26 protein-coding genes are annotated in these 26696 nt (G+C 24.3%); 24 read left to right on the top strand and 2 right to left on the bottom strand.

The features are described from left to right. Positions 1 to 5 precede the first annotated feature (5 nt). From SDIMI_RS02690 to yihA, 8 genes are all read left to right on the top strand, one after another. On the top strand, positions 6 to 452 hold the full coding sequence (locus SDIMI_RS02690) for a dual specificity protein phosphatase family protein (RefSeq protein ID WP_020836462.1): 447 nt from the start codon (positions 6 to 8) through the stop codon (positions 450 to 452). A gap of 1179 nt (positions 453 to 1631) precedes the next feature. Next, positions 1632 to 4409, top strand: coding sequence for a hypothetical protein (locus tag SDIMI_RS02685; RefSeq protein WP_020836461.1), 2778 nt, complete (start codon positions 1632 to 1634; stop codon positions 4407 to 4409). 21 nt (positions 4410 to 4430) lie between these two features. Beyond that, on the top strand, positions 4431 to 7121 hold the full coding sequence (locus tag SDIMI_RS02680) for a hypothetical protein (protein WP_020836460.1): 2691 nt from the start codon (positions 4431 to 4433) through the stop codon (positions 7119 to 7121). A gap of 61 nt (positions 7122 to 7182) precedes the next feature. Next, the gene (locus SDIMI_RS04470) at positions 7183 to 7770 is read left to right on the top strand and encodes an NAD(P)H-dependent oxidoreductase (protein ID WP_020836459.1); all 588 of its coding nucleotides are present in this window, start codon (positions 7183 to 7185) and stop codon (positions 7768 to 7770) included. A 167-nt stretch (positions 7771 to 7937) separates the two neighbouring features. Continuing rightward, a complete protein-coding gene (locus SDIMI_RS02670; RefSeq protein ID WP_020836458.1) occupies positions 7938 to 8471 on the top strand; it encodes a hypothetical protein in 534 nt (177 codons plus the stop codon). Positions 8472 to 8473: 2 nt separating this feature from the next. Further along, entirely contained in the window at positions 8474 to 9031 is a 558-nt protein-coding gene (locus SDIMI_RS02665; RefSeq protein WP_020836457.1) for a hypothetical protein, read from the top strand. 49 nt (positions 9032 to 9080) lie between these two features. Then, the gene (locus tag SDIMI_RS02660) at positions 9081 to 9404 is read left to right on the top strand and encodes a hypothetical protein (RefSeq protein WP_020836456.1); all 324 of its coding nucleotides are present in this window, start codon (positions 9081 to 9083) and stop codon (positions 9402 to 9404) included. A gap of 21 nt (positions 9405 to 9425) precedes the next feature. Then, positions 9426 to 10016, top strand: coding sequence for a ribosome biogenesis GTP-binding protein YihA/YsxC (gene yihA / locus SDIMI_RS02655; protein ID WP_020836455.1), 591 nt, complete (start codon positions 9426 to 9428; stop codon positions 10014 to 10016). Between the two features lie 67 nt (positions 10017 to 10083). Here yihA and SDIMI_RS02650 read toward each other — a convergent pair whose 3' ends face one another. Continuing rightward, positions 10084 to 10731 carry a nitroreductase family protein gene (locus SDIMI_RS02650; RefSeq protein WP_020836454.1) on the bottom strand — a complete coding sequence of 216 codons (648 nt, stop codon included), beginning with the start codon at positions 10729 to 10731 and terminating at the stop codon, positions 10084 to 10086. Between the two features lie 251 nt (positions 10732 to 10982). Between SDIMI_RS02650 and SDIMI_RS02645 the strand changes: the two genes are divergently transcribed. The 6 genes from SDIMI_RS02645 (at position 10983) to SDIMI_RS02620 (ending at position 17581) form a co-directional block, all read left to right on the top strand. Then, positions 10983 to 11846 (top strand): HAD-IIB family hydrolase, encoded by an 864-nt coding sequence (locus tag SDIMI_RS02645; protein WP_020836453.1) that lies wholly within the window; start codon positions 10983 to 10985, stop codon positions 11844 to 11846. A gap of 21 nt (positions 11847 to 11867) precedes the next feature. Continuing rightward, positions 11868 to 12905 carry an oxidoreductase gene (locus SDIMI_RS02640; RefSeq protein WP_020836452.1) on the top strand — a complete coding sequence of 346 codons (1038 nt, stop codon included), beginning with the start codon at positions 11868 to 11870 and terminating at the stop codon, positions 12903 to 12905. Between the two features lie 121 nt (positions 12906 to 13026). Then, positions 13027 to 13974: a LacI family DNA-binding transcriptional regulator gene (locus SDIMI_RS02635; protein WP_020836451.1), complete on the top strand. Its 948-nt coding sequence runs from the start codon at positions 13027 to 13029 to the stop codon at positions 13972 to 13974. Between the two features lie 55 nt (positions 13975 to 14029). Continuing rightward, positions 14030 to 15589 (top strand): PTS transporter subunit EIIC, encoded by a 1560-nt coding sequence (locus SDIMI_RS02630; protein ID WP_020836450.1) that lies wholly within the window; start codon positions 14030 to 14032, stop codon positions 15587 to 15589. Between the two features lie 13 nt (positions 15590 to 15602). Then, positions 15603 to 17228 (top strand): alpha,alpha-phosphotrehalase, encoded by a 1626-nt coding sequence (locus SDIMI_RS02625; protein ID WP_020836449.1) that lies wholly within the window; start codon positions 15603 to 15605, stop codon positions 17226 to 17228. Beyond that, a complete protein-coding gene (locus tag SDIMI_RS02620; protein ID WP_020836448.1) occupies positions 17228 to 17581 on the top strand; it encodes a hypothetical protein in 354 nt (117 codons plus the stop codon). The genes SDIMI_RS02625 and SDIMI_RS02620 overlap by 1 nt, the downstream gene beginning before the upstream one ends. A gap of 36 nt (positions 17582 to 17617) precedes the next feature. Here the strand turns inward: SDIMI_RS02620 and SDIMI_RS02615 are convergent, their stop codons facing one another. After that, positions 17618 to 18448 carry an SDR family oxidoreductase gene (locus SDIMI_RS02615; RefSeq protein ID WP_020836447.1) on the bottom strand — a complete coding sequence of 277 codons (831 nt, stop codon included), beginning with the start codon at positions 18446 to 18448 and terminating at the stop codon, positions 17618 to 17620. 131 nt (positions 18449 to 18579) lie between these two features. Between SDIMI_RS02615 and SDIMI_RS02610 the strand changes: the two genes are divergently transcribed. Genes SDIMI_RS02610 through SDIMI_RS02565 form a run of 10 tightly spaced genes read left to right on the top strand, consistent with a single transcriptional unit; the run spans position 18580 to position 26695 of the window. Continuing rightward, positions 18580 to 18879 (top strand): PTS sugar transporter subunit IIB, encoded by a 300-nt coding sequence (locus tag SDIMI_RS02610; RefSeq protein WP_020836446.1) that lies wholly within the window; start codon positions 18580 to 18582, stop codon positions 18877 to 18879. Continuing rightward, positions 18879 to 20282, top strand: a complete 1404-nt coding sequence (locus SDIMI_RS02605; RefSeq protein ID WP_020836445.1) for a PTS sugar transporter subunit IIC — start codon at positions 18879 to 18881, stop codon at positions 20280 to 20282. Before SDIMI_RS02610 ends, SDIMI_RS02605 begins: the two co-directional genes overlap by 1 nt. A gap of 1 nt (position 20283) precedes the next feature. Then, positions 20284 to 20562: a hypothetical protein gene (locus SDIMI_RS04620; RefSeq protein WP_020836444.1), complete on the top strand. Its 279-nt coding sequence runs from the start codon at positions 20284 to 20286 to the stop codon at positions 20560 to 20562. 3 nt (positions 20563 to 20565) lie between these two features. Continuing rightward, the gene (locus SDIMI_RS02595; RefSeq protein ID WP_020836443.1) at positions 20566 to 20997 is read left to right on the top strand and encodes an LPXTG cell wall anchor domain-containing protein; all 432 of its coding nucleotides are present in this window, start codon (positions 20566 to 20568) and stop codon (positions 20995 to 20997) included. Beyond that, complete coding sequence (locus tag SDIMI_RS02590; RefSeq protein ID WP_020836442.1) at positions 20975 to 21475, top strand: hypothetical protein; 501 nt, start codon at positions 20975 to 20977, stop codon at positions 21473 to 21475. Before SDIMI_RS02595 ends, SDIMI_RS02590 begins: the two co-directional genes overlap by 23 nt. A 2-nt stretch (positions 21476 to 21477) precedes the next feature. Beyond that, positions 21478 to 22584 (top strand): amidohydrolase family protein, encoded by a 1107-nt coding sequence (locus SDIMI_RS02585; protein WP_020836441.1) that lies wholly within the window; start codon positions 21478 to 21480, stop codon positions 22582 to 22584. Continuing rightward, positions 22574 to 23626, top strand: a complete 1053-nt coding sequence (locus SDIMI_RS02580) for a PLP-dependent aminotransferase family protein (protein WP_020836440.1) — start codon at positions 22574 to 22576, stop codon at positions 23624 to 23626. Before SDIMI_RS02585 ends, SDIMI_RS02580 begins: the two co-directional genes overlap by 11 nt. Before the next feature lie 4 nt (positions 23627 to 23630). Further along, complete coding sequence (gene dagF / locus SDIMI_RS02575; RefSeq protein ID WP_020836439.1) at positions 23631 to 24383, top strand: 2-dehydro-3-deoxy-phosphogluconate aldolase; 753 nt, start codon at positions 23631 to 23633, stop codon at positions 24381 to 24383. Further along, positions 24376 to 25494: a MupG family TIM beta-alpha barrel fold protein gene (locus SDIMI_RS02570; RefSeq protein ID WP_020836438.1), complete on the top strand. Its 1119-nt coding sequence runs from the start codon at positions 24376 to 24378 to the stop codon at positions 25492 to 25494. The genes dagF and SDIMI_RS02570 overlap by 8 nt, the downstream gene beginning before the upstream one ends. Further along, positions 25487 to 26695 carry an FGGY family carbohydrate kinase gene (locus SDIMI_RS02565; protein ID WP_020836437.1) on the top strand — a complete coding sequence of 403 codons (1209 nt, stop codon included), beginning with the start codon at positions 25487 to 25489 and terminating at the stop codon, positions 26693 to 26695. Before SDIMI_RS02570 ends, SDIMI_RS02565 begins: the two co-directional genes overlap by 8 nt. Position 26696 lies beyond the last annotated feature (1 nt).

Raw genomic sequence — 26696 nt, 5'->3', positions numbered from 1 at the left:
ATATAATGAATAAAAAAATAATAGAAAATTTATATTTAGGAGACATGAATAGTGTCCCAAATGATTCTCAGCTTGTTTTAAGTTGTGCACAAGAGATATTCTTAGATCAAAATCCAAAAGGAGAAACTAAGAAATTAATTGATGATAAAAATAATAGAATTTTATATAATTTTGAAGATTATCCATATATTGAAGATATGGATAAAGACTTAATATTAGATGCAATTCAACAAATTGAAAATAATATAAAAGATAAAAAAATATATGTTCACTGTATTTGAGGAGTAAATAGAAGTGCAAGTATTGTTTTTATGTACTTGGTAAGAAACAAAATAATTAATGCAGATAGTTATCAAAATGCTCAAAAACAATATTGAAATATTTACCCAAATCATTCACCAAATCCAGGATGAAAGAAGTTTTTGGAATTAAATTTTCCATATAATTTTTAAAAATATTTTTAAATGTTTAAAACCCAAGTTTAATCAATGTTATTTGACTATTTTTTATAAAATTAATTTGCTTTTTTATTTTAAAATATTAAAATAAAAGCAGTCAGAGGAACATTTGTTTATTAAAAAACAAAAAAAATTATCTTTTGGCTTATACTAAAATAAAGAAAGTAAGTGTTAATTTAATTTAGTAGATATGAAATGAAAAAAAGATCCTAATATTATTAGAATCTTTAGATATATATTTTTAAGAACATTAAATTTTTCAGATAAACTGAAAATAAAAAAAGGGAAAATATTAATATTATCCTTTCATCATTTGTTATTTGAAGTATAGATACTTTTCAGATAAATGATCTTATTGAAATCGATAATAGTAATATATCCCTGAAGTTATTATAAACTTGGGAGGGCTTACAACAACATAATTGTAGTTGCTAACTTGATTAAAAGTTAACAACTAATATAAATATATCAAAAAACAGTTAAAAACACAATTGTTTAGAAATATAAAAGAAATATAACAAATTAAAAAGTATTTTAGAATTACCAGAATTCATTGAATATTTATTAAAATGATTAATAATAATTATTGTAAGGTATCTTTTACGAACTTACAAATATGGTTATATTTCTTAAGTTAAAAAGAATAATTAGAAGTGAATTCTTCTGATAAAGGTATTGGTTTATTAATTATATTAATTAAAAATCTCCAAGTTTCTTGTATGTTTATCATGAATTTGATAAACAAAAGGGTGTAAGGGCGGGATCAGGAAACTACAAGTTAATGCTACTTGTAAAATGCTTTGAAAAAGGCAAATAAGTACCTAGAACAATTCAAGTTGTTAAATTTAAAATTATTTTACCCTTAAATAGTTTTAGTCCAGACTTCGGTCTGGGCTTTTTTTACTTTTAAGTGTAAAACTTTTTAGTGTTATAAAAGTTTTATCACTCATATTTTATGAAAGTAAAACTTTTTTATGATTTGACTATTATTTTACTTTCAACTTCACTATAATAATTTTGTAATGTGTCTAAATGGGTTTTTATAAAAAAATCTTGATAACATGAAACAAAATGGTTATTAAAAGTTAGTTTTATTTATTTTAATTTTTGAGATTTTCTTTAAGGGTAAAAATTTGAAAAATTAAGATAAATAATAGGAAGGAAAACACATATATGAAAACTTTATTAACTTTATTAGGAGGATTAACAATTTCTGCACAACCAGTAGCTCTCACAGCTGATATGACTGGTATTTTTAACTATATTTCACCTCGCTTTTCAGAAACTGAAAAAGTAAATAGTGAAAAATTTGATATTTTTACAGGAGTTGAATTAGATCCAAATGTACCTGAAGATAGTAATTTTTTAGAAGTTCAAAGAAATACAAATTATGGGATCGGTGTATCTGATGAAACCAAAGTTAAAGGTGAAGATATTGGTGGTGATTTAAAAGAAGCAATTAATCAAATTAAGGGTTCTTTTAAATATAGTGATGGAGAAAATACGGATAATGATGTAATTTATAATTTATCTTCAAGTGTAGGAAAAGGATATATCCTTAAAAATGATAATAAAGAAGGATTTGAAATTTTTGAAAACGATGTTTACTCTAAGGAAGTTACTTATAACAGATCAACTGCAGCATTGACAACAACTTATAATGGAAAAAATGGTTTTCAAACTTCAAAAACAAATTATTTAGTATATGCAAACGATAAAATAGATAATAATGAAAATCAAGAAGGTCTTACAATTACTAATATTAATCCTAATAATGAAAAACAAAAAATTAATTTAAAAACTCCTGCAATGTCAAAAATTAATAAAGTTTATGTACCAACTAGAAGCGTAAATGATCCAGATATAGATAATCATATTTATCTATTCTATAGTAATTTTGATACACATTATATTGCAACTTATAATTTAAATCCGTTAGTGGACTTGAATACAGGGGAATTAGATTTTTCAAAACCTGAAGAAGTTGAGTATAGTACTATTCAAATACAAGGTATCAAAACTCAAAATATTTACGATTCAACTTTTACTATGGGATCAGATAATAAAGTAGCTATTAACTTTAATCTAACACCAGAAGAACCTGAGGTATTTAATTCTTATATAATTGATTCAAAAAATAATACAATTGATAAACAAGAAGTATTAAATTTTGAAAATCTAAGAATGAATTTTATTTCAAATACTGATCATACAGGGTCTTCAAGCCCACAATATACTATTTTATCAGCGACTGATACTACTTCAAATAAAATTGGAATTTATTATATTGATTCAAGTAATGCTAATAACGAAATAGTATTGTTATTTGAACTTGATCCCCAATACTTTACAGCTTTATATGATAATGAAAAGATTCTTGAAGAAAATAAAATAAATGGTTTTTATTCATATTATGATGATATAAATAAAAATTATAATATTGTTGTAACAACTGCAAATTCGGTTTATCAATATTCATATAAAGATCCAAAAAATATGAGTCAAAATGGAATAGCTAGAAAAATTTTATTTCTGGATTCAACATTTGCACAAAGAGGAGGAGCGTTAAGATATTCAACATTGGAAAATAGTATTATGTACTATGATAATAGAATTCAATATATTTTAAGTGATGAAAATGCAAATACATTTAATTCATTTGTTTTTGAGAAATATGATTTAAATAATTTGGTAACAAATAGATTTACTTATAATCCAGGTTCTGCATTAAATGGAAAATTAGAATATGAAGAAGATTTAAAGAATAAATTATCTTATTCTCTACGTGGATCAGATGGAACTAGTACAGTTAATTCAATAATTAATGATCCAAAAGTAAGAGATATTTTTGAAGGTTCTAAATTAGGAACAGATTATGAACTTGAAATTTCTGATGATAATTTAATTCCTGAAAATATATACGGAAAGATTAATGAAACAGGTAATATTTTAATTAAAAACATTAATTCTTCAAATACATCAAGATTTAAAAATTCTAAAATTCAAACAGTAAATACTATTTTTACAAATAGATATAATTTACAAGAATTAATACCATGAGAAGAAAATTATGTTTTAGATAAATATGATGATTTTAATAGTGTAGTAGGTTGAGTTTATAATCAAATTCAAGAAGCTTTAGAGAAAATCCCTGGTTTTCAAAATGAAATTTTATGAAAAGAATTAGAACAATCACGTTGAGAAATTAATAGTTGATATGCTTCTAATGGAAATGATGAATTTTCAACAAATGGTTGAGGTTTTGCTGAAAAGAATCCTAAATTAGATGAGGATAATAATTTTATTTTAAGTGGAATACGTATTAGACCTAATGAAAAAAATGGAGAAAACGATTTTTTCTATCTTGAAGATGGAAATGATTTTGTTACTTTACCAACACTTAAAGTTAAAATGAATACGAATGGAAAAAATTGAGAATCAGTAAATGATGATGTAAATAAAATTGATATTATTTCAATTGCACAAAATGTTTCTAAAATGCAATTTAATGGTATTGGATTGTATACAAATAACGATCAAGAAAATTTATTGCAAATTCAAAATCGTTTAAATCAACATAAAAATTTAGACCCTGCAGTTGGATTGTCATTAATTGATGGAGTTAAATACTCATTTAAAGAAAATTCTTCTACTTTTACTGTAAGAGTTTTTGACAGAGCATTTAATTTTGATAGAACTAACTCAACACAATCAAATATTAATGGAGAGATGAATTATACAACTATTGATGTAACAATTTATGGTTTAAAAACTCCTTCATCACTTCCAAGATGAGTTCCACCAATTTTAGTATTTGGGGGAATGTTAATTTTAATTCTTGTGATTATGTCAGGATGATTCATTTCTCGTAAACGATTCTATAAATCAGCAGTTGGTAAAGAGGCTGCAAAAATTGCACAAGCAAAACGTAGAGAAGAAAAAAAGAAATAATTAGGGGGAAAATAATTTAATATGAAAAAATTAATAACTATTTTAGCAACATTAAGTATTAGTACACCTGTTATCTCGAATATCACTGCATTTAGCATAAATCATGAAATTCTAATAGATTCTTTAAAACCACAACAATGATCTAATAATAATTATTCATCAATTAAAATAAATAATGATGAAAGTTTTAATATTTGAAGAGGGAAAGATGAAGATGGAAATGATTATGATTATTTCATTACTGCAACAGGGACTACAATTTATATTTATTTACCAAATGGTGAAAAACATGAATTAATTAAAGGAAATAATTTAGAATATTCAGATATTTTTATAATTGGAAATAGTTTATATTTTTCAAATAAAGCTAATGCAAGATCATCATTAGTCTTGAAATTTGAACTTAATCAAGAAGATATTACTGAAACTTGAGACATTAATGATAAAAAGATAACAGAAGTAAAAGGTGCAACATTTAATTCGACACAGGGAGTAAAATCAACATTTTTTGATTCTATAAGTAATTTATATATTATGTCTGATAAAAATAATATATCGATTATATCTTTTGACAATCAGGGTAATGCATCAAATTTAATACCATCAATTACAAGTTCAAGTTTGGATAATGAAGAATTCCAAAGGAGAATTATAAATGTTGGTAATAATAACAAGCAATTTTTAGCTCTAAATAAAAAGGCACAAATTAATACAATTGTATTAATTGATGATAAATCAAGTGATATTCCAATTGAAAATGCTTCAGCTATTGAAAGATTAAATGATAACTATACATTATTAGCTGAGGGAAATAAAATATATAAATTAAATAATTCGACAATCGATCAATATTTAGCAGATAATTATAAAAATAATCCTTATTCAACAATTGATGATGTGAATGAAATTTCAGAAATGGAACTTTTAAGCAATGGAAATTTAAAAATTACTTCTGAAAAAGGAGTGAATATCTATTCTGGATTAACTGAAACAGAAAATGAAAATTTAACTTTAGAAGAAATTGTAATAGAAGGTGATTTTTCTTTTACAAAAACTTATCAAGGACATAAGGGAACTTATTGATTAAAAGATGATAGATCAAAAATAGGTTATTCAAGAGAATTTATTAATTTATCAAGCTATGAAGTAAATAAAGCTTATAAAGGAAATGTTGAAGCATCAGCTGACAATATTAAAAAAGACTTTATGAGTTTAATTATTGCAGGACAATTAACAAAACAAGAAGAGCAAGTAATTGGTGAAAGTGTTGAAAAACAATCACAAATAATTGCAAATGATTTAAGTTTAAGTAATACTGTAACAAAAGATAATTGATATAAGGAAACATCAAAATCATTTGAAAATACTATATTTGCAAATTCTCTAAAATTCAAAATTTCAAATTATAATAGAAACGTTTGAAATAATGTTATTAGGGAAGGCAAATATTCAACTTCGATTGAAGTACAAAGAAAAAACATAACAGATAAAAACTTAATTAATGAAATCATTGAGGATGTTAATAAACAACTTGGAAATAAAGTAGAAGTTGTCAATGATATTACTTCAATCGATTTATCAACAAGTGATACTTGAGATTTTAAAGTTAAAGCAAAAGATGGTTTATTATTATCTGATGAAGATAAAGCTGCAATTGGTTCAATTACTGTAAAATTTACAAAATTTGGTCTTGAAAAAGTTATTGGTAAATTTGTTGATGAAGAATTTGCAAAGGGATTATTTGTTGGTGAATCATTTGAATATAAACTTGAAGGATGAAAAAGTGATACAAATGCTATCACAAAAGAAATTGATGGTCTTATAGTTTCTGAAAGACAAGATGGTGATAATAGAATTATTACTTTTACAGTCGAAAAGGCCAAAAACTATAACTTTAATATTGAAAGTACTGAACAATATAATGTAAATGCAAATATTAAATTTACTGCAATTGAACCAAAACTTTCAATTAATGGAATTGGAAATAGCATTAAACTTAAAGAAGGTAAATCAAAAACTTTCACAATTGAAAATGCTCACATGTTCAGTGATGTTAAAGTTGAAGCAATTTCAACTTTTGAAGAAGTTGGTGAATCATCTAATCCTGCAAAATTTGAATCAGAATATAAAGATGGAAAATTAACAATTACTGCTATTGAACCAGGAGAAGATGTTGATTTAAAAATAACAGCAACTGCTATTAGAACTGGAATTGAAATTCCAACAATTGAAATTAAATTATTAGTTCCAGTTCCAGTTCCAGTTAATTTCCCACTTTGATTAATCTTATTGATTGCTTTCTCAATATTATTCTTATTGTTATTATTAGCATATTTCATTTGAGAAAAATTCTTCAGAAGAAAATTCATGAGAAATCAACCAAGATATGCAGCAATTGTTGCTGATAAAAATGCAGTTACAAAAGCTAAGAAAATAACAAAAAAATCAGATGTAGCAACTTTACATAAAGACGATGGATTTGTAAGAAGTGGTTTATTTGAAAGAGAACTTGAATATGGATTAGAAAAATTAGAAGATCCAGATTATGAGAAAAAATATATTTGAGTTGATAATGGAACTATAGAAGATACTTCACCAGTTGTAAATAACTGAGCTGATAGTAAAGAACAAGACAATGACAAAAGGGAAAGAAAAACTAATTCTGAAATAGAGTCAAGACTTAAAAAAGTTAAAAAAACTGTTAAAAAGTAGGTTTACCTACTTTTTTTAATGCCTTAAATAAGGTATTATTATCTAAAGAGGTAAAAATATTATGAAAACAGTTATAGTTATTGCAAATCCAAAACCAACAAGTTTTAATCATGCCATTGCAGATTCAGTTATAAAGGGTTTAGAAGAAGTTGAAAAAGAATACGAAATTTGAGATTTAAATAAAATGAAATTTAATCCAGTTATAAGTCAAGGAGAATTTGAAAAATTTGGTTATGCTGAATATGATCCTAATTTAGAGCATTTTATAGAAGTGTTAACAAACGAATGTGATCAAATTGTATTAATTTATCCAATTATATTTTTTGAAATGCCAGCAATCTTAAAAGGTTTCTTTGATAGAGTGTTTATTGGTACTTTAATTCAAGAAGGTGGAAACCCAGTTGATTGAAAACCATCAATTAATATTGAAAAAACATTTATTATTGAAACATCTCTAGGAGATATGTGATCAATTGCTACAAATCAAAACAAAAAGCAAAATGAAGCTTTAACAGCTCAAGTAATGAGAAAAATTGGTTTATTTAATCCAATTATTGAAACATACAAAAATTTAGGAAAATCTACTTTAGAAGAACGTCAACAGTTCTTAGAATTAATACAAAAACAATTTTCTAAATTTGATGTTTAAAAAACTCAAAACTATAAAGTTTTTTATATATTATTCTAAAAAATTTAATTATTATTAATTTATAATCTGATAATTCAAATATAAAAAAGTGAGTAAAATCACTTTTTTATATACTCTAAGAAATGGTTTAATTATTGCTATAATATAAAACAAGGGAGTAAAAAATTATGAATAAAGATATTTTAATAATTTTATTAGTTTTCATATGATTACTTTTAACTTTAATAACTGGTATTTTAGCTTTAATATTTAAAGAAAAATTTAAAGATTATAAAATTAAAAGTACAGAAACTTATGAAATATTAAAACTTAAAAAAGAAGAATTTACTCTAAAAGAAACTAAAATTGGTTTTGAATTACCAAAAGATGAGATTTGCTATTATTTTAGTGATGAATTAATTTTACATAAAATAAAATTAAAAAATAAAAATGCCAAAGAAGATTATAAAAAAGAATTAAAGGAAACCAATTTTTCTTTTTCAATTTATGTTACAAACAAAAGATTGATGGTTCAATTAAATGATCATTATATTCAATATGATTTAAAATCAATAGTGTATTGTAATTATTTGTTAATTTATGTAAAAAAACAATGAAAATTATTTTTGGAATTAGAAATCAATGATGATAAATATATTATGAAAATTGAAGATTTCAATTTAATGTTAACAATTGAAGAAATTACTAAAAAAGAGGTATAGTTATGAATTTTTTAAATATTTGAACTAGTAGTGTGATAAGCGGTTATCTTTTTATGTTATTAACAACAGCAGTTTTAATATATTTTTTTGTAATTTATAAAAAAAGACTTAAAAAAATGCAAATCATTTGATCAAAAGAGCATTACTTTAATTCTAAATTAGATAAAATATTTAGTTTATATTTTTATTTATTAATAATTCCTTATATCTTAATAATGACAGTTTTTTTTATTTTTAACCTTATTGTACAAAATATTGTATATACAGGTTTTATTTTTACACTATTTTATTTAATCTATGCAATTCAAATATTGATATATATTTTATTACTTAACAATAAGCAAAAATCAATAATAGCTTTTTGTTATGAAGAACAATTAATTCTTTTTAATGAAATAATTGTTTTAAAAAATATTGATGATGTAAAACATAATTTAAAAAGAACTGTAATTTATATAACTTTTAAAGATGAAAAAGATCTAGAAGATATTATAAAAATCCCATATCATTGGGAATTATTTGATTATTTTAAACAATTAAACTTAAAAATAAGCAATTAAATTAGCAAAATTGTTTTATAATCATTGTATAGTCAATGAGGTGTTATATATGTTAGATAAATTTTTAAGCAATGAAGAAAAAAAACTTTTTTCTGCTAAAACATTGAAAAAAATGAAGAAGCAAGATTATGAAAGTTTCATTGAAATGGAAGAAGCAATTCTTGAATCTTTAAAAAGCCAATATGCAGAAGATAAGAATAATAATAGACTTCTTGAAGCAAATATAAGAAGACAAGAAGAATATGTTGCAAAAGTTAAGAAATTCTTTGTAGAAATAGTTCTATTAAGCAGTGAACCAGTTCATGATGAAATTGATGATGCAACTGATGAATACGAAAGTATGATAAAAGAAATTGATAAAATTCAAAAATAGCAAAAAGTGGAGAATAACATTATGATAAAACAAGCTAAATTTATTACTTCAGCTGCCAATAAAAGTGGTTGATTAAAAGATGATATTGCTGAAGTTTGTTTTATAGGAAGAAGTAATGTTGGAAAATCCACTTTTATTAATGCCTTGACAAATCAAAATAAGCTTGCAAAAACATCTTCAACTCCAGGTAAAACAAGGTTATTAAACTTTTTTGATATTAATAATAGTCAATTTAGAATTGTTGATGCTCCAGGTTATGGATATGCAAGAGTTAATCATGATCAAAAACTTGCATTTGCAAAAATGATGGATGAATATTTAACAAATAGAGAACAGCTAAAATTTATTTGCCAATTAGTAGATTTGAGACATAAACCAACAAATGATGATATAGAAATGTATAATTTCTTTAAACATCATCAAATTAAAGTTTTTATTGTAGCTACTAAAAGAGATAAATGTAAGAAAAATGACATAATAAAAAATGAAAAAATAATTAAGCAAACTTTAGAATTTGACAGCGAAGATAGATTTTTATCAATATCTTCAACTGAAAAGAGTAATTTAGATAAAGTTTATGATATCTTTATGGAAATGTTTGAAAAGAATTAAAAAAACACTTAATGAAGTGTTTTTTTAATTTATATTATTATTTTTTAAGTTAATAACTATTCATTTTTTATTCAACAATTGAATATGCTTTTTGAGCAGGTCTTCTTGTTTTTGTAAATGAGTGATAAAATTCTTGATTAGTATCAACTTTTCCAATAAACATTCCCAATAATACTTTTTCATTTTCTAAGTCTAATAAATTGTGTTTTGCCAAAACATCGCCAACTTCTTTTGCGCTAAATCCTTCACTTGGACAAACATCTAAGTCTAATTCTTGTGCAGTATTTAATACAGTTCCCAATGAAATATATGCTTGTCGTGCAACTCATTCATCTCTGCTCATTTCTAAAGTAGAAAGAACATTAGTAGCTCCACCAATCATCATTTCTCTAATGTTTTCAAATCCATTAGGAATATTTCTTTCAGTTTGTTCAATAAAATGAGTTTTTGTTAAGTATTCTTCTTTATAACCAACTCATATTAATAAAGCACTTGATTGAGTTACACCAACTTGATTTCATCAAGCAGGTTGAATCTCTTTTCTTATTTCTTTATTTTCAATTAATATCGCTCTAAAAGGTTCTAATCCAAAACTACTTGGAGCTAATCTAATTGATTCTAATAATTGTGTTTTTTGATCATCATTTAATTTAAAATCTTCAACATATCTCTTTGCAGAAATTCTGTCATTTAATAATTGTAAACTTTTTGTCATTTTTTGCTTTTCCTCTCGTATTTAAAAGACATTTAAAAAATATTTTTAAACATATTAAAAAAATAACTATTTATTAAATTGTTTTTAGCAATTAAGCCACTTGTCTTTTAAAAATTTATATATTAAGTAATAGAAATATTTGATATTAATATTACTTTTTTATTATACACTCTTAAATAGAAATAGTTGTTAAATATAAATTATATTTGACTTAATTCAAGTTAAAATATTAATATAATGGGGTGAAAAATATGAAAGAAATAAAAAAAATAGCTGCAACTGATATGGATGGAACTATTCTTTATGAATGAGATAATATTAGTGAAGAAAATAAAAAAGAACTTTTAAAATTTCAAGAAGAATCAAATAATAGTTTAACAATAGTTACAGGAAGAAATTATTTTTTAGTTGATTTTGCAGCAAAAGATTTACAAATTGATCTACCAGTAATTTGTTCAAATGGAGCATCAGTTATCAATCCAAAAACTTGAGAATATGTTGCAAAAAATCATTTTGATAAAGAAGAGTTTAAAGTTCTATTAGAAAAATTTTTAGAAACAGATATTGACATTTGTATATCAAATGATTTTAGAACACATTATATTAAAGAAGATGACTGATTAGAAGTTTTAGTTCGTAATGAAATCCAAATTGATTTCTCACATTTTCCAAAAGGAAAAATTTTATATAAATATGATGATTTACAAGACTTAATAGATAATGGATTAGATCATGATGAAAGTTTTCCAGTATTAGTTGCAAATTCTGAAAATCAAGAACAATTAGAATTTATAAGAAACTTAGTAGAAGAAAATGATCTACTTGCTTTAGAATTTCCTAAAGAAAAAACTTGTAGAGTAGAGATCTTTAAAAAAGGTGTAACTAAAAGTTGAGGATTAAATCAACTTTTAGATAAATATAATTTAACAAAAGAAGATATTCATGTATTTGGAGATGAGCATAATGATTATCCTATGTTTAGAGATTTTCCAAATTGTTATGCAGTAGGAAATGCAATTGAAGGAATAAAAGAACTTTCAAAAGAAGTTATTGAAACAGTACAAAATGCTGGAGTAGGTAAAAAATTAAATGAGATTATAGAAGAATTTCAATAAAGCAGAATATAGGTGTAAATTATGAAAATAAATGATAAATTTTGCTTAGTCCCAAATATTGAATCAAGAAATAGAATTGTTTTAGCACCAATGGATGTTAATTCATCTGTTGATGGATTTGTAAATGATATTCATATTCAACATTATGGTTCAAGAGCTTATGGAGGAGTAGGAACTATTATTGTTGAAGGTACTGGAATTACTCCTGATGGTAGATACACTGATAAAAGTTTAGGAATTTGAAAAGATGAACATATTGAAGGACTGCAAAGACTTGTAAATATTGTTCATACTGGTGGAAGTGTTATTGGAATTCAAGTTTTTCATGGCGGAAGTAAATCACAAATTACTGACCAAAAAAGGGGAATTAATCATTACTTTGATTTCTTAGATCAAAATAATTTAAAAATAATTGATTTAAAAGAATTCTATGAGATTTGTGATGAATTTGTTAATTCAGCAAGAAGAGCTAAAAAAGCAGGTTTTGATTTTATAGAAATACACTTAGGAGATGGAATTTTATTATCAAACTTATTGATAAATGAATTAAATACTTTAACAATAAGTGAAAATATTCAAGAAAAAATTGAACCAATAATTTATATTCTAAAAAATATTCAAGAAAAAATTGCAATTCCAGTTGGAGTTAGAATTTCAGTAAATGATTCAAATCCTGATGGAATTAAAGTAGAAGACTATAAAGAAATTATTCCTTTAATAGAGCCCTATATTTCATATATTCATGTAAGTGCAGGAGATATTTTATCAAAAAGAAAATCTACTATTGGAGTTGAAAATAATGTTAAACTACATAGACTTGAATATTCTAAGAAATTAAAAGAGTATACAAATTTAAACATTATTACTACTGGAAATTATGGTTCAAAAGAGGATATATTAGAAGCATTAAAAAATAATATTAATGCAGTTTCAGTTGGAAGATGTTTAATTGCAAATCCAAGTTTTGTTATGACAAATCTTTTAGAAAATCAAGAAATTGATGACAGATATCATTGAAATAATAATCCTTGATATAAACATCAACATTTTATAAAGTAAAAGAAAGAAATATATAATTTATAATCAAAGTATAAAAAAACAATATTTATTGTTTTTTTATTTTTTTTAATTATAAATGCTTTTTTATTAGAAAATATATATAGAAAGCGAAATATTGTTTATGAAAAAAGAAAAAAAGACTTATCATGATATAGCAAAAATGGCTAACGTTGGAATAGGTACTGTATCTAGATATTTTAATAATTATAATATTAGTAATGAGGCTAAAGAAAAAATAAAAAAAGTTATTGATCAAAGTGGATATATTCCAAATTATGCAGCAGCTAGTATTAAGAAACCTAATAAAGATGTTTATCTATTGTTGCCATTTAATAGTGAAGAAAAAGCTAATATGGAAATAGTTAATGGTGTTAAAAGTGTATTAGAACTTAAAGAACTTAACTTTTTTATTTTATTATCATCAAACGATAGCAAGATGTATCAAGATGATTTAAAGACTATTATTTTAAGAAATTCATATGGATTAGTATTATTTTTACCTAAAAATACTAGTAAAGAGTTAATTACTCAAATAGAAGAAATAAAAAACTCAGAGATAATAGTTTATAATAGACACTTAAAAAATATCAAATCAATTGATATTAATGATTATGAAATGTTTTCTCAACTTGCAAAAAAAATTGATAGTTTATATAAAGATATGAGAATTACATTTATTGGTCTTGAAAATCACGATATAACTACAGGAAAGATTAGAACAGAAGCATTTATTGAGAATATTAAAAAAAATACAGTTTCGAAATGACTTATTAAAAATAACTTATATGAATATGTAATAGAAATAATGCCTGAAATTGTTAGAGAAGATAATAGTCAAATAATTGTATGCGCGACACATACAATTGCTTTATCTGTAAATACATATTTGATTCAGCATAATATTAGAAAAAAATATATAGTTACTGATGTTGCAAGATTCAAAAATGTAAAAAACACAAATGATTTTGATTTAACTATAGAAATTGATTATTTTTTAGTTGGTAAAAATATTGGAAATAAATTACTAAAAAAAGAGATAAATTTGGAAAATATATTTAAAATAATTTAATTTGTAATATAATATTTCTATTGGAAACATTTCCAATAGAAAGGATAAATTGAGTATGAAAAGTGATAAAAAAGTATCAATTAATAAGATTGACTTAAAAAGTTGATCTATTAACTTGTTGGAAAATCTTGGTGGAAAAGATAATATTATTTCCGCTACACATTGTTTAACAAGATTAAGACTTGTTATAAAAGATGAATCTATTATTGATAAACCCCTAATTGAATCAATGATGGGTGTTAAAGGGACTTTTAAATCTTCAGGCCAATTTCAAATAATAATAGGTACTGAAGTAGAAAAATATTTTAAAGAATTTATAGCTGTTTCTGGAATAGAAGCAGTATCAAAAGAAAAAAACAAGCAAATTGCAAACGAGAATAAATCTGGTTTATTCTTAAGAGGATTAAATTTTTTAGGTGAGGTATTTATACCAATTGTTCCAGTATTAGTTGCTGGTGGTATAATTCTAGGATTTAGAAATATTCTAGAAGCTGATTTTAATGGATTTGTTATTATTAAATCAGGACAATTTTGACAGGGATTAAACGATTTCTTATGAATCCCTGCTCAGGTATGTTTCTGATGACTACCAGTTCATTTATGTTGAAGTATTTTCAGAAAAATGGAAGCAGATCAAGTAATGGGTATAGTAGTTGGATTATGTTTACTAGTACCACCATTATTAAATGTATATGAAGTTGCTGGGGAAGCGGGAAAAGAAGGAGAATTTAAGTGAATTTGAGAAATAATGTCTGGAATGAAGGATGGGGCATTTGATTGAGGATTCATGAAATATCCATGAAAAATTCAATATACAGCTCAAGTAATTCCAGCATTTGCAATTGGAATAGTTGGAGCATATATTAATTTATGAATTAAAAGAGTTTGTCCAGCTGTAATAAGTCAAATTATTGTTCCACTTGTAACAATTCTGCCAACTTATATTCTGGCAATGTTTATAATTGGACCATTAGGATTTATAATAGCATCAGTTATAAGTTATGCAATATCATGAGCATTCACAAATGCTATTGCCAAATATTTCTTTGGATTTATAATTGGGTTTGTTTATGCACCAATAGTTTTAACAGGAGTTCATCATTTATTTAATGCAGTATTTGTACAAGATACTATTCAAAATGGTGGAAATTTCCTATTTATTGGTACTTGTGCACAAGCTATTGCACAAGGAAGTGCTGTTTTAGGTTGAATTATTGTTAATAGAAATGATCCAAGATCAAAAGATGTTGGAATTCCATCAGTTGTTTCTGCATATTTAGGTGTTACAGAACCTGCAATGTATGGTGTGAATTTAAAACATATGTATCCATTTGTAGCGTCATGTATTGCAACAGCAATAGGTCTTGAATTAGCTGTTATTTCTGGAGTTAGTGCAACAAACTCTGGAAATGGAGCATGACTAGGAATATTAAATGTTCAAGTACAATCAAAAATTCCAGGAACAACAACATGAATTGGAACAGGTTATACATGATTTATGATATCAATGCTTTTAACTGCAGGTATTTCTATAGGATTAACAATGTTATTTTCAAAATTTAAATACTTTAATAAATTTAATGTGGAATTAAAAGCAGGAGAATTATTAAAATAGTAAGGTAGCAAATATGAGAAATGAATTTATTTATCAAATATTTCCACAAACATTTTACGAAATAGGAAATAGTGGTATAGGAAATATTAAAGGTATTATATCAAAACTTGATTATTTAAAAGATCTTGGAATTACAAGAATATGAATTTCTCCTGTAACAAAATCTCCATTTAAAGATAGTGGATATGATGTTCAGGACTATTGTGAAATTGATGAAAAATTTGGAGATATGAAAGATTTTGAAGTTCTTGTTTTGGAAGCAAAAAAGAGAAACCTTAAAATAATAATTGATATAGTATTTAATCATACTTCAAATAAGCATGAATGATTTAAAAGAGCACTTAATAATGAAGAAAAATATATGAATTATTATATTTTTAAAGATCCGATTGATGGTAAAGAGCCAACTAATTGAAAAAGTAAAATGGGAGGGTCATGTTGAGAATATGTTCCTAAATTGAATAAGTATTATTTACATTTATTTACAAAAGAGCAGCCAGATTTAAACTGAGAAAATAAAGAGCTTCAAAAAAAATTTATAGAGATTTTAAATTTCTGAAGAGAAAAAGGTGTTGATGGATTTAGATTAGATGTTTGTAATTTATATAGTAAACCCAAAGTATATGAAAATGATTTATTTGGTGATGGTAGAGGTTTTTATACAGATGGAGAACATATAGAAGAATATTTTAAAATGCTCAATATAAATGTTTTTAGTAAAGATAAGGAAATATTTACTGTTGGAGAGGTTTCTTCAACTACTAAGGAAAAATCTTTAAGATATGCAAAAACTGAAAATGAGCAGTTAGATTCAATATTTACATTTTTACATTTAAAAGTAGACTATAAAGATAACAATAAATGAAGTAATATGAAACCTGATTTAAATTCATTTTGGGAACTTCAAAAAGAATGGCAAACATGTTTTCAAAATAATAATTCTACACTTGCTTTATTTATGAATAATCATGATCAACCAAGAGCTATTTCAAGGTTTGGAGACACAATTAATTTTTGATATGAAAGTGCAACATCAATATTTGCATTTACTTCTTTAATGAGAGGTATTCCCTTTATATATCAAGGAGAAGAAATTGGTATGACAAATTTAAATTTTGAATCAATTTCAGATTTTAAGGATATAGAGTCAATTGGAAATGCTAAGGATTTATTGAATACATTAAGTGAAGAAGAAGTTCTTAATATTTTAAGAGCAAAATCAAGAGATAATGCTAGAAGTGTAATGCAATGAGATAATACTGAAAATTCTGGTTTCTCAAAAACAAAAGATTTAAAGTTATTTTTAAATGAAAACTATAAAAGAATAAATGTTCAATCTCAAATAAAAGATAGAAATTCAGTATTAAGTTTTTATAAAAAAGTAATTAAATTAAGATTAACAGATAATTTATACTGTGATGGAAATATTAATTTTTTCAAAGAACAAGAATATAGTTATAGTAGAACTTTAAATAATAGAAAAGCAATTATTATTACAAATTGAAATAATTATGATATAAATTTAAATTTAGAAATTAAAAGAAATGAATGAAAAATTATATTAAATAATTATGATGATTTTAATTTTAACTTAATTAAACCTTATCAAGTAATTGTTTTGGAAAGGAATATAAAATAATGCGATTCAATGACAGAGAAAAATCAAACTTTGCCTTAAATTCAAGTATAGGGGTTGTTATTGTTTCTACAATATTATTTATTATTAGTTCTATTTATATAGCAATTAGTTATAGATTTCCTTTTTGATGAACTCTTGTAATTATTGTTTCTTTACAAACAATTGTAAGTTTTCTATATTGTTTAATAATTATTACTAAAATTGATGTCTATAAAAGTTCATTAGATACACAAATAATGAATAAATTTTTAATACTAATAATTTTAGAGTTTTTATTTTTAAATATATTCGCATTTCTTTATGGTGTATATGCATATAAAAAAATAATACATAAAACAAAATACATTTTATAATCTTATAATTAAAAAGAACTGCAATGCAGTTCTTTTTTAATCTTCAACATGTAAATTTGTTGCTTCTTTTTTTATTTTCTCCATATCTGCAGTTAATCTTTCAATTTTGACTTCAGCAAAGTGGTTTGAATCTCTTCCTGGGAAAATATGTAAAGGTAATTGGTCTTTTTTAGAAAGATTAATTAAAAACTTAGCATATTTAATTGGATCTCCATCTTGTTTCTTATCAAAACCTTTTAAAGTATCAAATCATTGATCTCTATTTAATTTATATTCTTTGAATTTAGATTTTCCAGATAAGTTTTCTTTAGCAAAAAAATCACTTCTAAATCCACCATTTTTTAAACTAGATACAGTTATTCCTAAAGGTCTTAATTCATGACTTATACTTTCTGCTCAACCATCTAAAGCAAATTTTGTTGCTCCAAAACAAGTTGAATAGGGAAAACCAGCATAACCTCAGTTTGCACTTGTAACAAAAATATGTCCATACTTTTGTTCTCTTAAATAGGGAAGAGCAGCTCTTACTGTATTTAAAGATCCAAAGAAATTTATTTCCATGCTTTTTCTAATAATTTCAGCTTCGCTTTCTTCAAAAGTTCAAAGTCTTGTAAAACTTGCATTAGTAACTAAAATATCTATTGATCCAAATTTCTCATTTACAAGTTTTAATGAATTATTCATATCTTCTTGATTTGTAACATCTGCTTTTAAAGCAAGTAAGTTATCACTTTTTATTTTTTTTGATATTTTTTCAGGTGTTCTAGAAGTAACAGCAACTTTAAAACCTTGATCAATAAGTTCCTTAGTTAATTCAAATCCAAGTCCTTGACTTGCACCAGTTATAAATCATACGTTGTTTTTCATTTTTTTACCCCTTATTAGTATTATTATAGTTTATAAAAGTTTAAATTCTTAATTAATATTTTTGGAAATATTTTCAATATTAAGAGAATATTATCAAAAAAATTTCCTATAAAATAATTTTGGGAGGTTATATGAAAAAAGGATTATTAATATGTAGTGGTGGAATTTCAACCACAATGATAGCAAAAAAATTAAATGAGTGTGCTAATGGATACATTGAATTTGAAGCAAAAGGAATAATGACTGATACTAGTTGATTAGATTATTTAGAAGATTATTCAATTCTATTAGTATCTCCACAAATTAAACATATGTACTCAAAACTTGAAGAAGATGTTCAAGGTCAAATAAAATTAATTCAAATAGAACCAGAATTCTTTAATTTGAACTCTATTACAGAATTTTGAGAGAAAAATAAGGAGAATATATAATGTCCAAAAAAGATAAGGGAACAAATAATATAAAAGAAGATTCAAAAATTAAAGTTTGAATGAATAACAAGCTAATTCCATTATTTGGTAAGATAAGTACTCAAAGACATCTACTTGGAATTAGAAATGGAATTATGGCCGCACTTCCGTTTATTTTAGTAGGAAGTATATTTTTAATAATTTCAAGTATACCGATTGGTGCAGGAGATGGTCAAGTTTTAGGAAATCTTTTTCCAGAAAAACTAAAACTTGCATTTGATCTAATAAATAGATTTACTTTTGGAGTTATGGCTTTATATATGTCAATTGGTATAGGTTCAGAGCTTGCACGTTTAAGTAGAATTAGTTCTACTCAAGGAGCAGTTATTGGAGCAATGGGATATATTATGTGATTATTTCCATTGTCAATAAATGTTTCTGTATTAAGTGCAGAGGAATTAAAACAATTATCTGCATTACTTGAAAGCGCTGGAACATCTTTAAATGTTTTAAAAGGTGGTCTATGAATAAATATTAAAGAATTAGGTGGGGCAACAGCTTTCGTTGCTATTGTTTCATCAACAGTAACTGTTGAAATATATAGAGTCTGTTTAAAATATAGAATAACTATTAGAATGCCAAAACAAGTTCCAGATGCAGTAAGTAATTCATTTGCTGCTCTAGTTCCAATATTTTTTGGAGCGTTAATAATTGGATTCATTAGATATATTGTAGGATTTGATTTAGCTAACTTTTTAAGAGATGCTTTATCACCAATGGGTAACTTCTTAGTAAGTAACTTAGCGGGAGCATTAATAATAATATTTTTAATAACATTTTTATGATGATTTGGAGTTCATGGTGGTTCATTAGTTCAATCTGTAACAAGACCATTTTGAATTATTGCATTAGAAGAAAATCAAGAGGCATTTAAAAATGGTGAAAAAATACCAAATGTATTCATTGAACCATTCTTTCAATGATTTGCCCAAGTTGGTGGAGCAGGAAATACATTAGGACTTGTAATTGTGGGATCAATTTTCTGTAAATCAGCAACTGTTAAATCAATTTCAAGAACAAGTTTAGTTCCAGGAATTTTTAATATTAACGAACCAATACTATTTGGTTTACCAATATTGCTAAATCCATTTATGTGAGTTCCATTTGTATTGGGACCAGTTATATCAGCAACTGTTGGATTTACATTTCAAAAAATGCTAGGGGTTCATTGAGTAACAATGGCACCATGAACAATGCCTGGACCTATTGGAGCATTCTTTGCGAGTGGTAATCAATGACAAGCATCAATTTCAGCTCTTACTGTATTAGCATCATCAATAGCAATTTGATTACCATTCACAATTGCTTATGATAGATTCCTACTTAAAAAAGAAAAAATAGATGCTGAATCAGGGGTTTTATAGAATGAACATCTTGATCATAACTTTCATATTTTTAGTTGTTGCTACGATAAATTGAATTGCAGCAACATTAATATATAAAAAATTTGAAGGAAAATTAAGAGGAAAAAATTGAATCATTGGTATAGTAGGTTTAGTATTCTTTATATCTATTTCATGAATATTAGCTATTTTTATGAGTCTTATATTTCTTATGATTTTTATGGCCATATATTTACCTTGATGATTAAATTATATGTATTATTTACTAAAACAAAATAAAATTAGAGAAAGGATTTTATAATCTATGAAAAACTCACAGGATAAATCTAATATTAAAGCTAAAAAAGATTGAAGAAATTATTGACATAATTTTACTGCAGTTTTAGGAGCATTAATAATAATTATTTATTTAATTTACTTTACTATTCTTTGAGAAGAGTGACAAGGAGTAAAAAGTTTATTTGGAAATAACAACCCTACAATGTTATTAATGGGATTAGCAACACTAGTTGTGGGTGGTTTTATTTATGGATCAAATAGAAAAAACTTCAGTCCAATAAAATGAATAATTTACATTTCACTATTCTTTATAAGTGGAATATTATTGAATAGTATAGTAGGTTTCATTATTTGAATAATATTATTAACAGTGGTTGGACTAGAAGTAGTATTCAACTTTTCAAAATTTAGAGAACTTAAAATAGGTTTCCATAATGACAATTCAAAAGATAAATAATTTTGAAAATCCTATTTTTGATAATTATATTTCAGAGTTAAATCGAATTTATGCCTCTGAAATATTTTTTAAAATAGAATTAAGTTGCGAAGAATTTTGAACAGAGTTCACTAAATATATTTTTAAAAATGTTACTACAAAAGATTTCTCAATAGAAAATTTAAAAAAATCAATAAGCTTAAAAATATCAGACACCAATGGTATTTCAAAAAATTATATAATAACCGAATTTGAAGAAAATAAATCAATAGAATTAACAAATTTAAATTCTAATGAAACAGTTTTAACAAAAATATATGTTAGAACATCAAGCAAGTCAAAAAATACTAGTGTTTGATATTTAGAATCTAAAAGAACAGTTGAAGAAATTGATAAAAAGACTCATAAAAAAAGACAAAATACTTTTAATGCAAGAGTAATTAATAAAGTAATTTTATTAAAGGATTATTTATTAAATAAAGTGAGGGACTATAAATAAGTATGTTAAAAATACTCAATATAAAAGATATCAATAATATTAAAAAAAACATTTATATAATTAATGGAAAAATTTTATTTAATAAGCCAGATCAATTTTTAGAAACTGATTTTGAAGAAATAAAATTTGAAAATGATATATTTGTAAGTTATGGATGAATGGATTCACATGTTCATTGTGATGAAACAAATAAAATTTATGGTTCAAATCCTGAAGATATTGGATATAAGATGGGTGTAACTACAATAGTAGACGCAGGGTCTGTTGGTATTGATGGAATTGAAAAAATGTGAGAAGTTAAAAAAAATTTAAAAACAGATTTAAGAATATTATTAAATATTTCTAAAAAAGGAATTTATAAACAATCTGAATTATCAAATTTAGAAGATATAACCTTTGAAATTGATAAAAAATATGAAAACTTTATCATTGGTTTTAAAGCTAGAATGAGTAAAAGTGTCACTTTAAATAAAGGAATTAAACCTCTTGATATTTTTTTAGAAGAAAGAGAACTAAAAAATATAAAGAAACCATTAATGGTCCATATTGGAAATGAACCACCTAAATTTAGTGATATATCTAAAAGGCTTAGAAAAGGAGATATCATAACTCATATTTATAATTATAAAAATAATTCTGTTTTTAATTTTGATTATACATTAACAAATGATTTAAAAACTTGTATTAACAAAGGAATTATTTTTGATGTAGGTCATGGCAGTGAAAGTTTTAATTATAAGTGTGTAAATGGTACGTATGCTAATGGTTTTAAACCTGATATTATTAGCACAGATATTTATAATAAAAATATAGAGGATGGAACTGTTAAATCATTAGCAGTTACAATGTCAAAATTTAGAAGTATTGGTTTTGAATGAGAAGAGATTTTAAAAATGGTTAGTTATAATCCATATAAACATTTTAATTTAAAGAAAATGGGAAAAATTCAAGAAGGGTATATAGCTAATTTAACCTTTTTTAAAATTGAAAAAAATAAATTATTAGAATTTGATTCATTAAATAATTCTATAGAAATTGAAGAAGAAATAAAACCGTATGCTGTAATTGTTAATGGAAATTTTTATGAGGTACCAAAATATGAAAAATAACTTTAGAAAAGTAATAAATGCAGATGGAAGAATGAGTATATTAGGAGTGTCAAGAATAAGTGATGATGTTGCAGATGCAATCAAATATGCAGGAAATAATTTTTTTGTAATGTCAGAATTTAAAGAAGAAGTTAATTTAAAAATTAAAAAAATAATTAATAGTGAAAATGTTTGTGTAGTAAATTCCGCATCAGCTGGAATATCATTGGCAGCAGCAGCAACAATATATAAAGATAGAGTTTATGATGTAAATAAAATTGTCCCAAATAATAATGAGATCATAATTGCCAAAGGGCAAAATATTGATTTTGGGGCTCCTATTGAAATTCTTTTAAACTTAATTGGGGCTAAGACAATTGAAGCTGGATATTCAAATATGTGTAAAAAAGAGGATTATGAATATCAGATAAATTCTAATACAGCAGCTATACTATATGTTGTTTCACATCATTGTGTACAAAAAAATATGGCTTCATTACAAGAAGTTATAGATCTTTCTAAAAAGAATAAAATTCCTTTAATAGTTGATTGTGCAGCAGAGGAAGACATAAAAAAATATTCATCTATGGATATTGATGTTGTTATTTTCTCAGGTTCTAAAGCCGTAGAAGGTCCAACATCAGGACTTGTTTTTGGTAAAAATGAATTGATTATTAATAATATAAAACTTCATTCTAATATAATAGGCAGAGTAATGAAAATTGGAAAAGAAAATATCTATGGTTTGTTAAAAGCACTAGAAAATTATATTCCTAAAAAAGTTATCAATTTTAATTCATATTTAGATATATTTAACAATAATTCAAAAATTGTCTGCTGAAAAGATATTGATGATAGAAATATTGAAAGAATTAGGTTTGAAATTAAAGATAGTATAATCTCGGCAAGAGAATTATCAGAAAGATTGAAAAAAAATGATGTTGCAATTTATTTAAGAGATTATTTTTCACTTCAAGGCTTTTTGGATATAGATTTAAGAAATATATCTCTTGAAGAAGCAAAAATAATTAATCAAGAAATTATAAGAATATTAGGAGAATAGTAAAATGAATAAAAAAAATATTTGCTTTTATAAAGAAAGAATATGTTTAAATGTCTTAGCAAAAGATTTAAACAATGCAAAAGAAATTGTTGAAGCTACAGAGGGAAATGTTGTAGTTGGAATATTATCAAAGGATTTTGCAAATGATGATTTAGCATTCAATGAAATGTCTAAATGAAAGAGCGAAATAAACAATAAAATTAGTATTGGTTTAGGAGCTGGTGATCCAAAACAATCATATATGGTTGCCAGATTATCAAAAAGAATTAAACCAGCTCATGCAAATCAAGTTTTTACAGGAGTTGGATTAACTGTTAGTGATTTTGAAAATGAGGAAGTCTTTATAAATTGTTTGGTTTCTCCAACAGGTAAACCAGGATTTGTAAAAATTAATACTGGTCCTTTAAGTTCATCAAAAGATAATGAGGATGCTATAGTTGAAATAAATACAGCGATAAAAATTATTAAAGATATGGGAGGAGATTCAATTAAATTTTTCCCTATGAATGGTTTATCTACTATAGAAGAATACAAAGTTGTTGTTAAAGCATGTGCTGAAAATGATTTTGTTATTGAACCAACAGGTGGTTTAGATTTAGAAAATTTTGAAGAAGTTATAAAAATTGCATTAGATGCAAAAGTTAAAGCAATAATACCTCACGTATATAATTCAATTATAGATGCAGATACAGGTATTACAAATATAGAAAAAGTAAAACAGTTATATAAAATTATGGAGAGACAAAATTATGAATAATATATCAAAGCAATTAGGAATTTCTATATATCCTGAAAAGCTTGAAATGAAAGAAATAATAGAATATTTAGATCTTGCTAAAACTTATTCATTTGATTTACTTTTTATCAATTTTATTGATATTCTAGAACAAAAAAATTCTGAGCTTTTAGAAAAATATAAAGATACAATTAATGAAGCAAAAAAAAGAGGTTACTATATAACAATTGATGTAAATAAATCAACATTTGATTCAATAAATATAAATTATAAAAATCCTGATTTACTTTTCTTTAAAGAGTTAAATATTGATTGTTTAAGACTTGATGACCAATTTAACGGAATTTTTGAATCACATTTAACATACAATAGTTATAATATTAAAATTGAATTAAATTGTTCAACATTTAATGAACATATAAGAAATATTATTAGTTATGGAGCTAATACACAAAACTTACAAGCTTTACATAATTTTTATCCACAAAGACATTCTGGATTAGACTATAAACTTTTTAAAAAATATAACGATGATATAAAAAAAATGGGATTAAGAATGGGTGCTTTTGTAACTATTACTGATCACGAAAGTGTTGGACCTTGAGATGTAAGTGAAAATTTACCAACTTTGGAAATGCATAGGGATTTAGAAATTGGATTACAAGTGAATCACTTTTTATCAAATTCATTTGTAAGCTATATTTATATTTCTACTCAATGTGCAAATAAAAAAGATTTTGAATCAATAATTAAACATTTTGATTTTAGAAAACATATAAAAGTATCATTAGAAAAAGATGTGACTAAAGAAGAATTAGAAATTATAGATTATGGTAATCATTTTGTAAGAGGTGACATAGCACAAAATATATTAAGAAGTACAACAACAAGAGTTTTATACAAAGATTTTGACATAAAACCAAGAAACTATAATAATGAAATTATTCCAGCTGGTTCTCTTGTTATACCAAATAATAATTACAATAAATATAAAGGTGAGTTACAAATTGTAAAACATGATATTCCAAATGATGGTTTAAGAAATGTAGTTGGAAGATTAGATGATAAAATGAATTATATTTTAGACGAAATTACTCCATGAACACATTTTAAAATTATACCTAATGATTAAAATATTTATAGACCTTGGAACAACCAATATAAAAATTGAAATTTATAAGAACGAGAAAAATATCGAGAGTATTTCAAAAGCAAATAAAGATATTTATTTTGATAATGAAAATTTATTTTGTGCAGAAAAATTATTTGATTTCTTAAGAGATTTTTGTATTGATGTTAATAAAAAGTACAATTCAAATATATTAATTGTTTTTTCTTCTGCTATGCATACAATTTTATTTTTAAATAATAATTATGAACAAATTGGAAAAGGAAGAACACTAATAGAAAATATATCATTTGATATTCCAAATGATAAGAAGGAACTGTTTAGAAGTATAAATGGATTAGTAAATTCTTCATTTTTACCAATTTATAAAATTAAATATCAAACTTCATATTCCTTTGATCATATTACAACTTTAAAGAGTTATATTTTATATAAATTTTCAGGAAAAAAATATATTGAAATATCTGATGCATCAGCACTTGGAGTTGTAGATTGTAAAAACCTAAATTATAGTTCTGAAATATTAGATTATATAAATTTGAATGAAGTTAATTTACCAAAAATATTAACTAAAAGAAGAGTTTTCAAAACTCAAATAAATAATTTTGAATTATCAATAGATTTAGGTATTTCAGATGGTGCAGCAGCAGCAATTGGTTCTGTGACAGCAGATAATGAAGTATCGTTGTCTGTTGGAACTACATTAGGTATTAGATATATTTCAGATAGTTTTGTTGATACCAAATACAAATATGATTATTGTTTTCCAATTTATAATAATAAATATATATATGGAATTTCGTCTTCAAATGGCGGAAACAATATAGAACTAATTGCTAAACAAATGAATATTAAATTAGATGAAATAGAAAGTCTAGATTTTTCAAAATGTAAACTATTAGATGTGGATATATATTTTTTTCTTGAAAGATTTGAACAAAAAATTTTGAATATTGAAGATATTAAGATAGATATAAATGTATTGTATACATATATTTATCAATTATTTTTAAGAATATCTAACTATAAAAAAATTATTGAATCAATTAAGGGCAAAACTATAATATTGAAAGCTACAGGTGGAATATTTAATAATAAGTATATTCTTAGTGTTGCTAAAAAAATACTGGGAGATGATATAATAATCTCAAATAAAGATAATTTGTCAGTTATTGGATTAATAAAAATTGTTCAACATTGATAAG

The organism is Spiroplasma diminutum CUAS-1, from assembly GCF_000439455.1.
Taxonomy (GTDB): Bacteria; Bacillota_I; Bacilli_A; order Mycoplasmatales; family Mycoplasmataceae; genus Spiroplasma_A; species Spiroplasma_A diminutum.
This window is presented reverse-complemented; position numbering and strand designations above follow the sequence as displayed.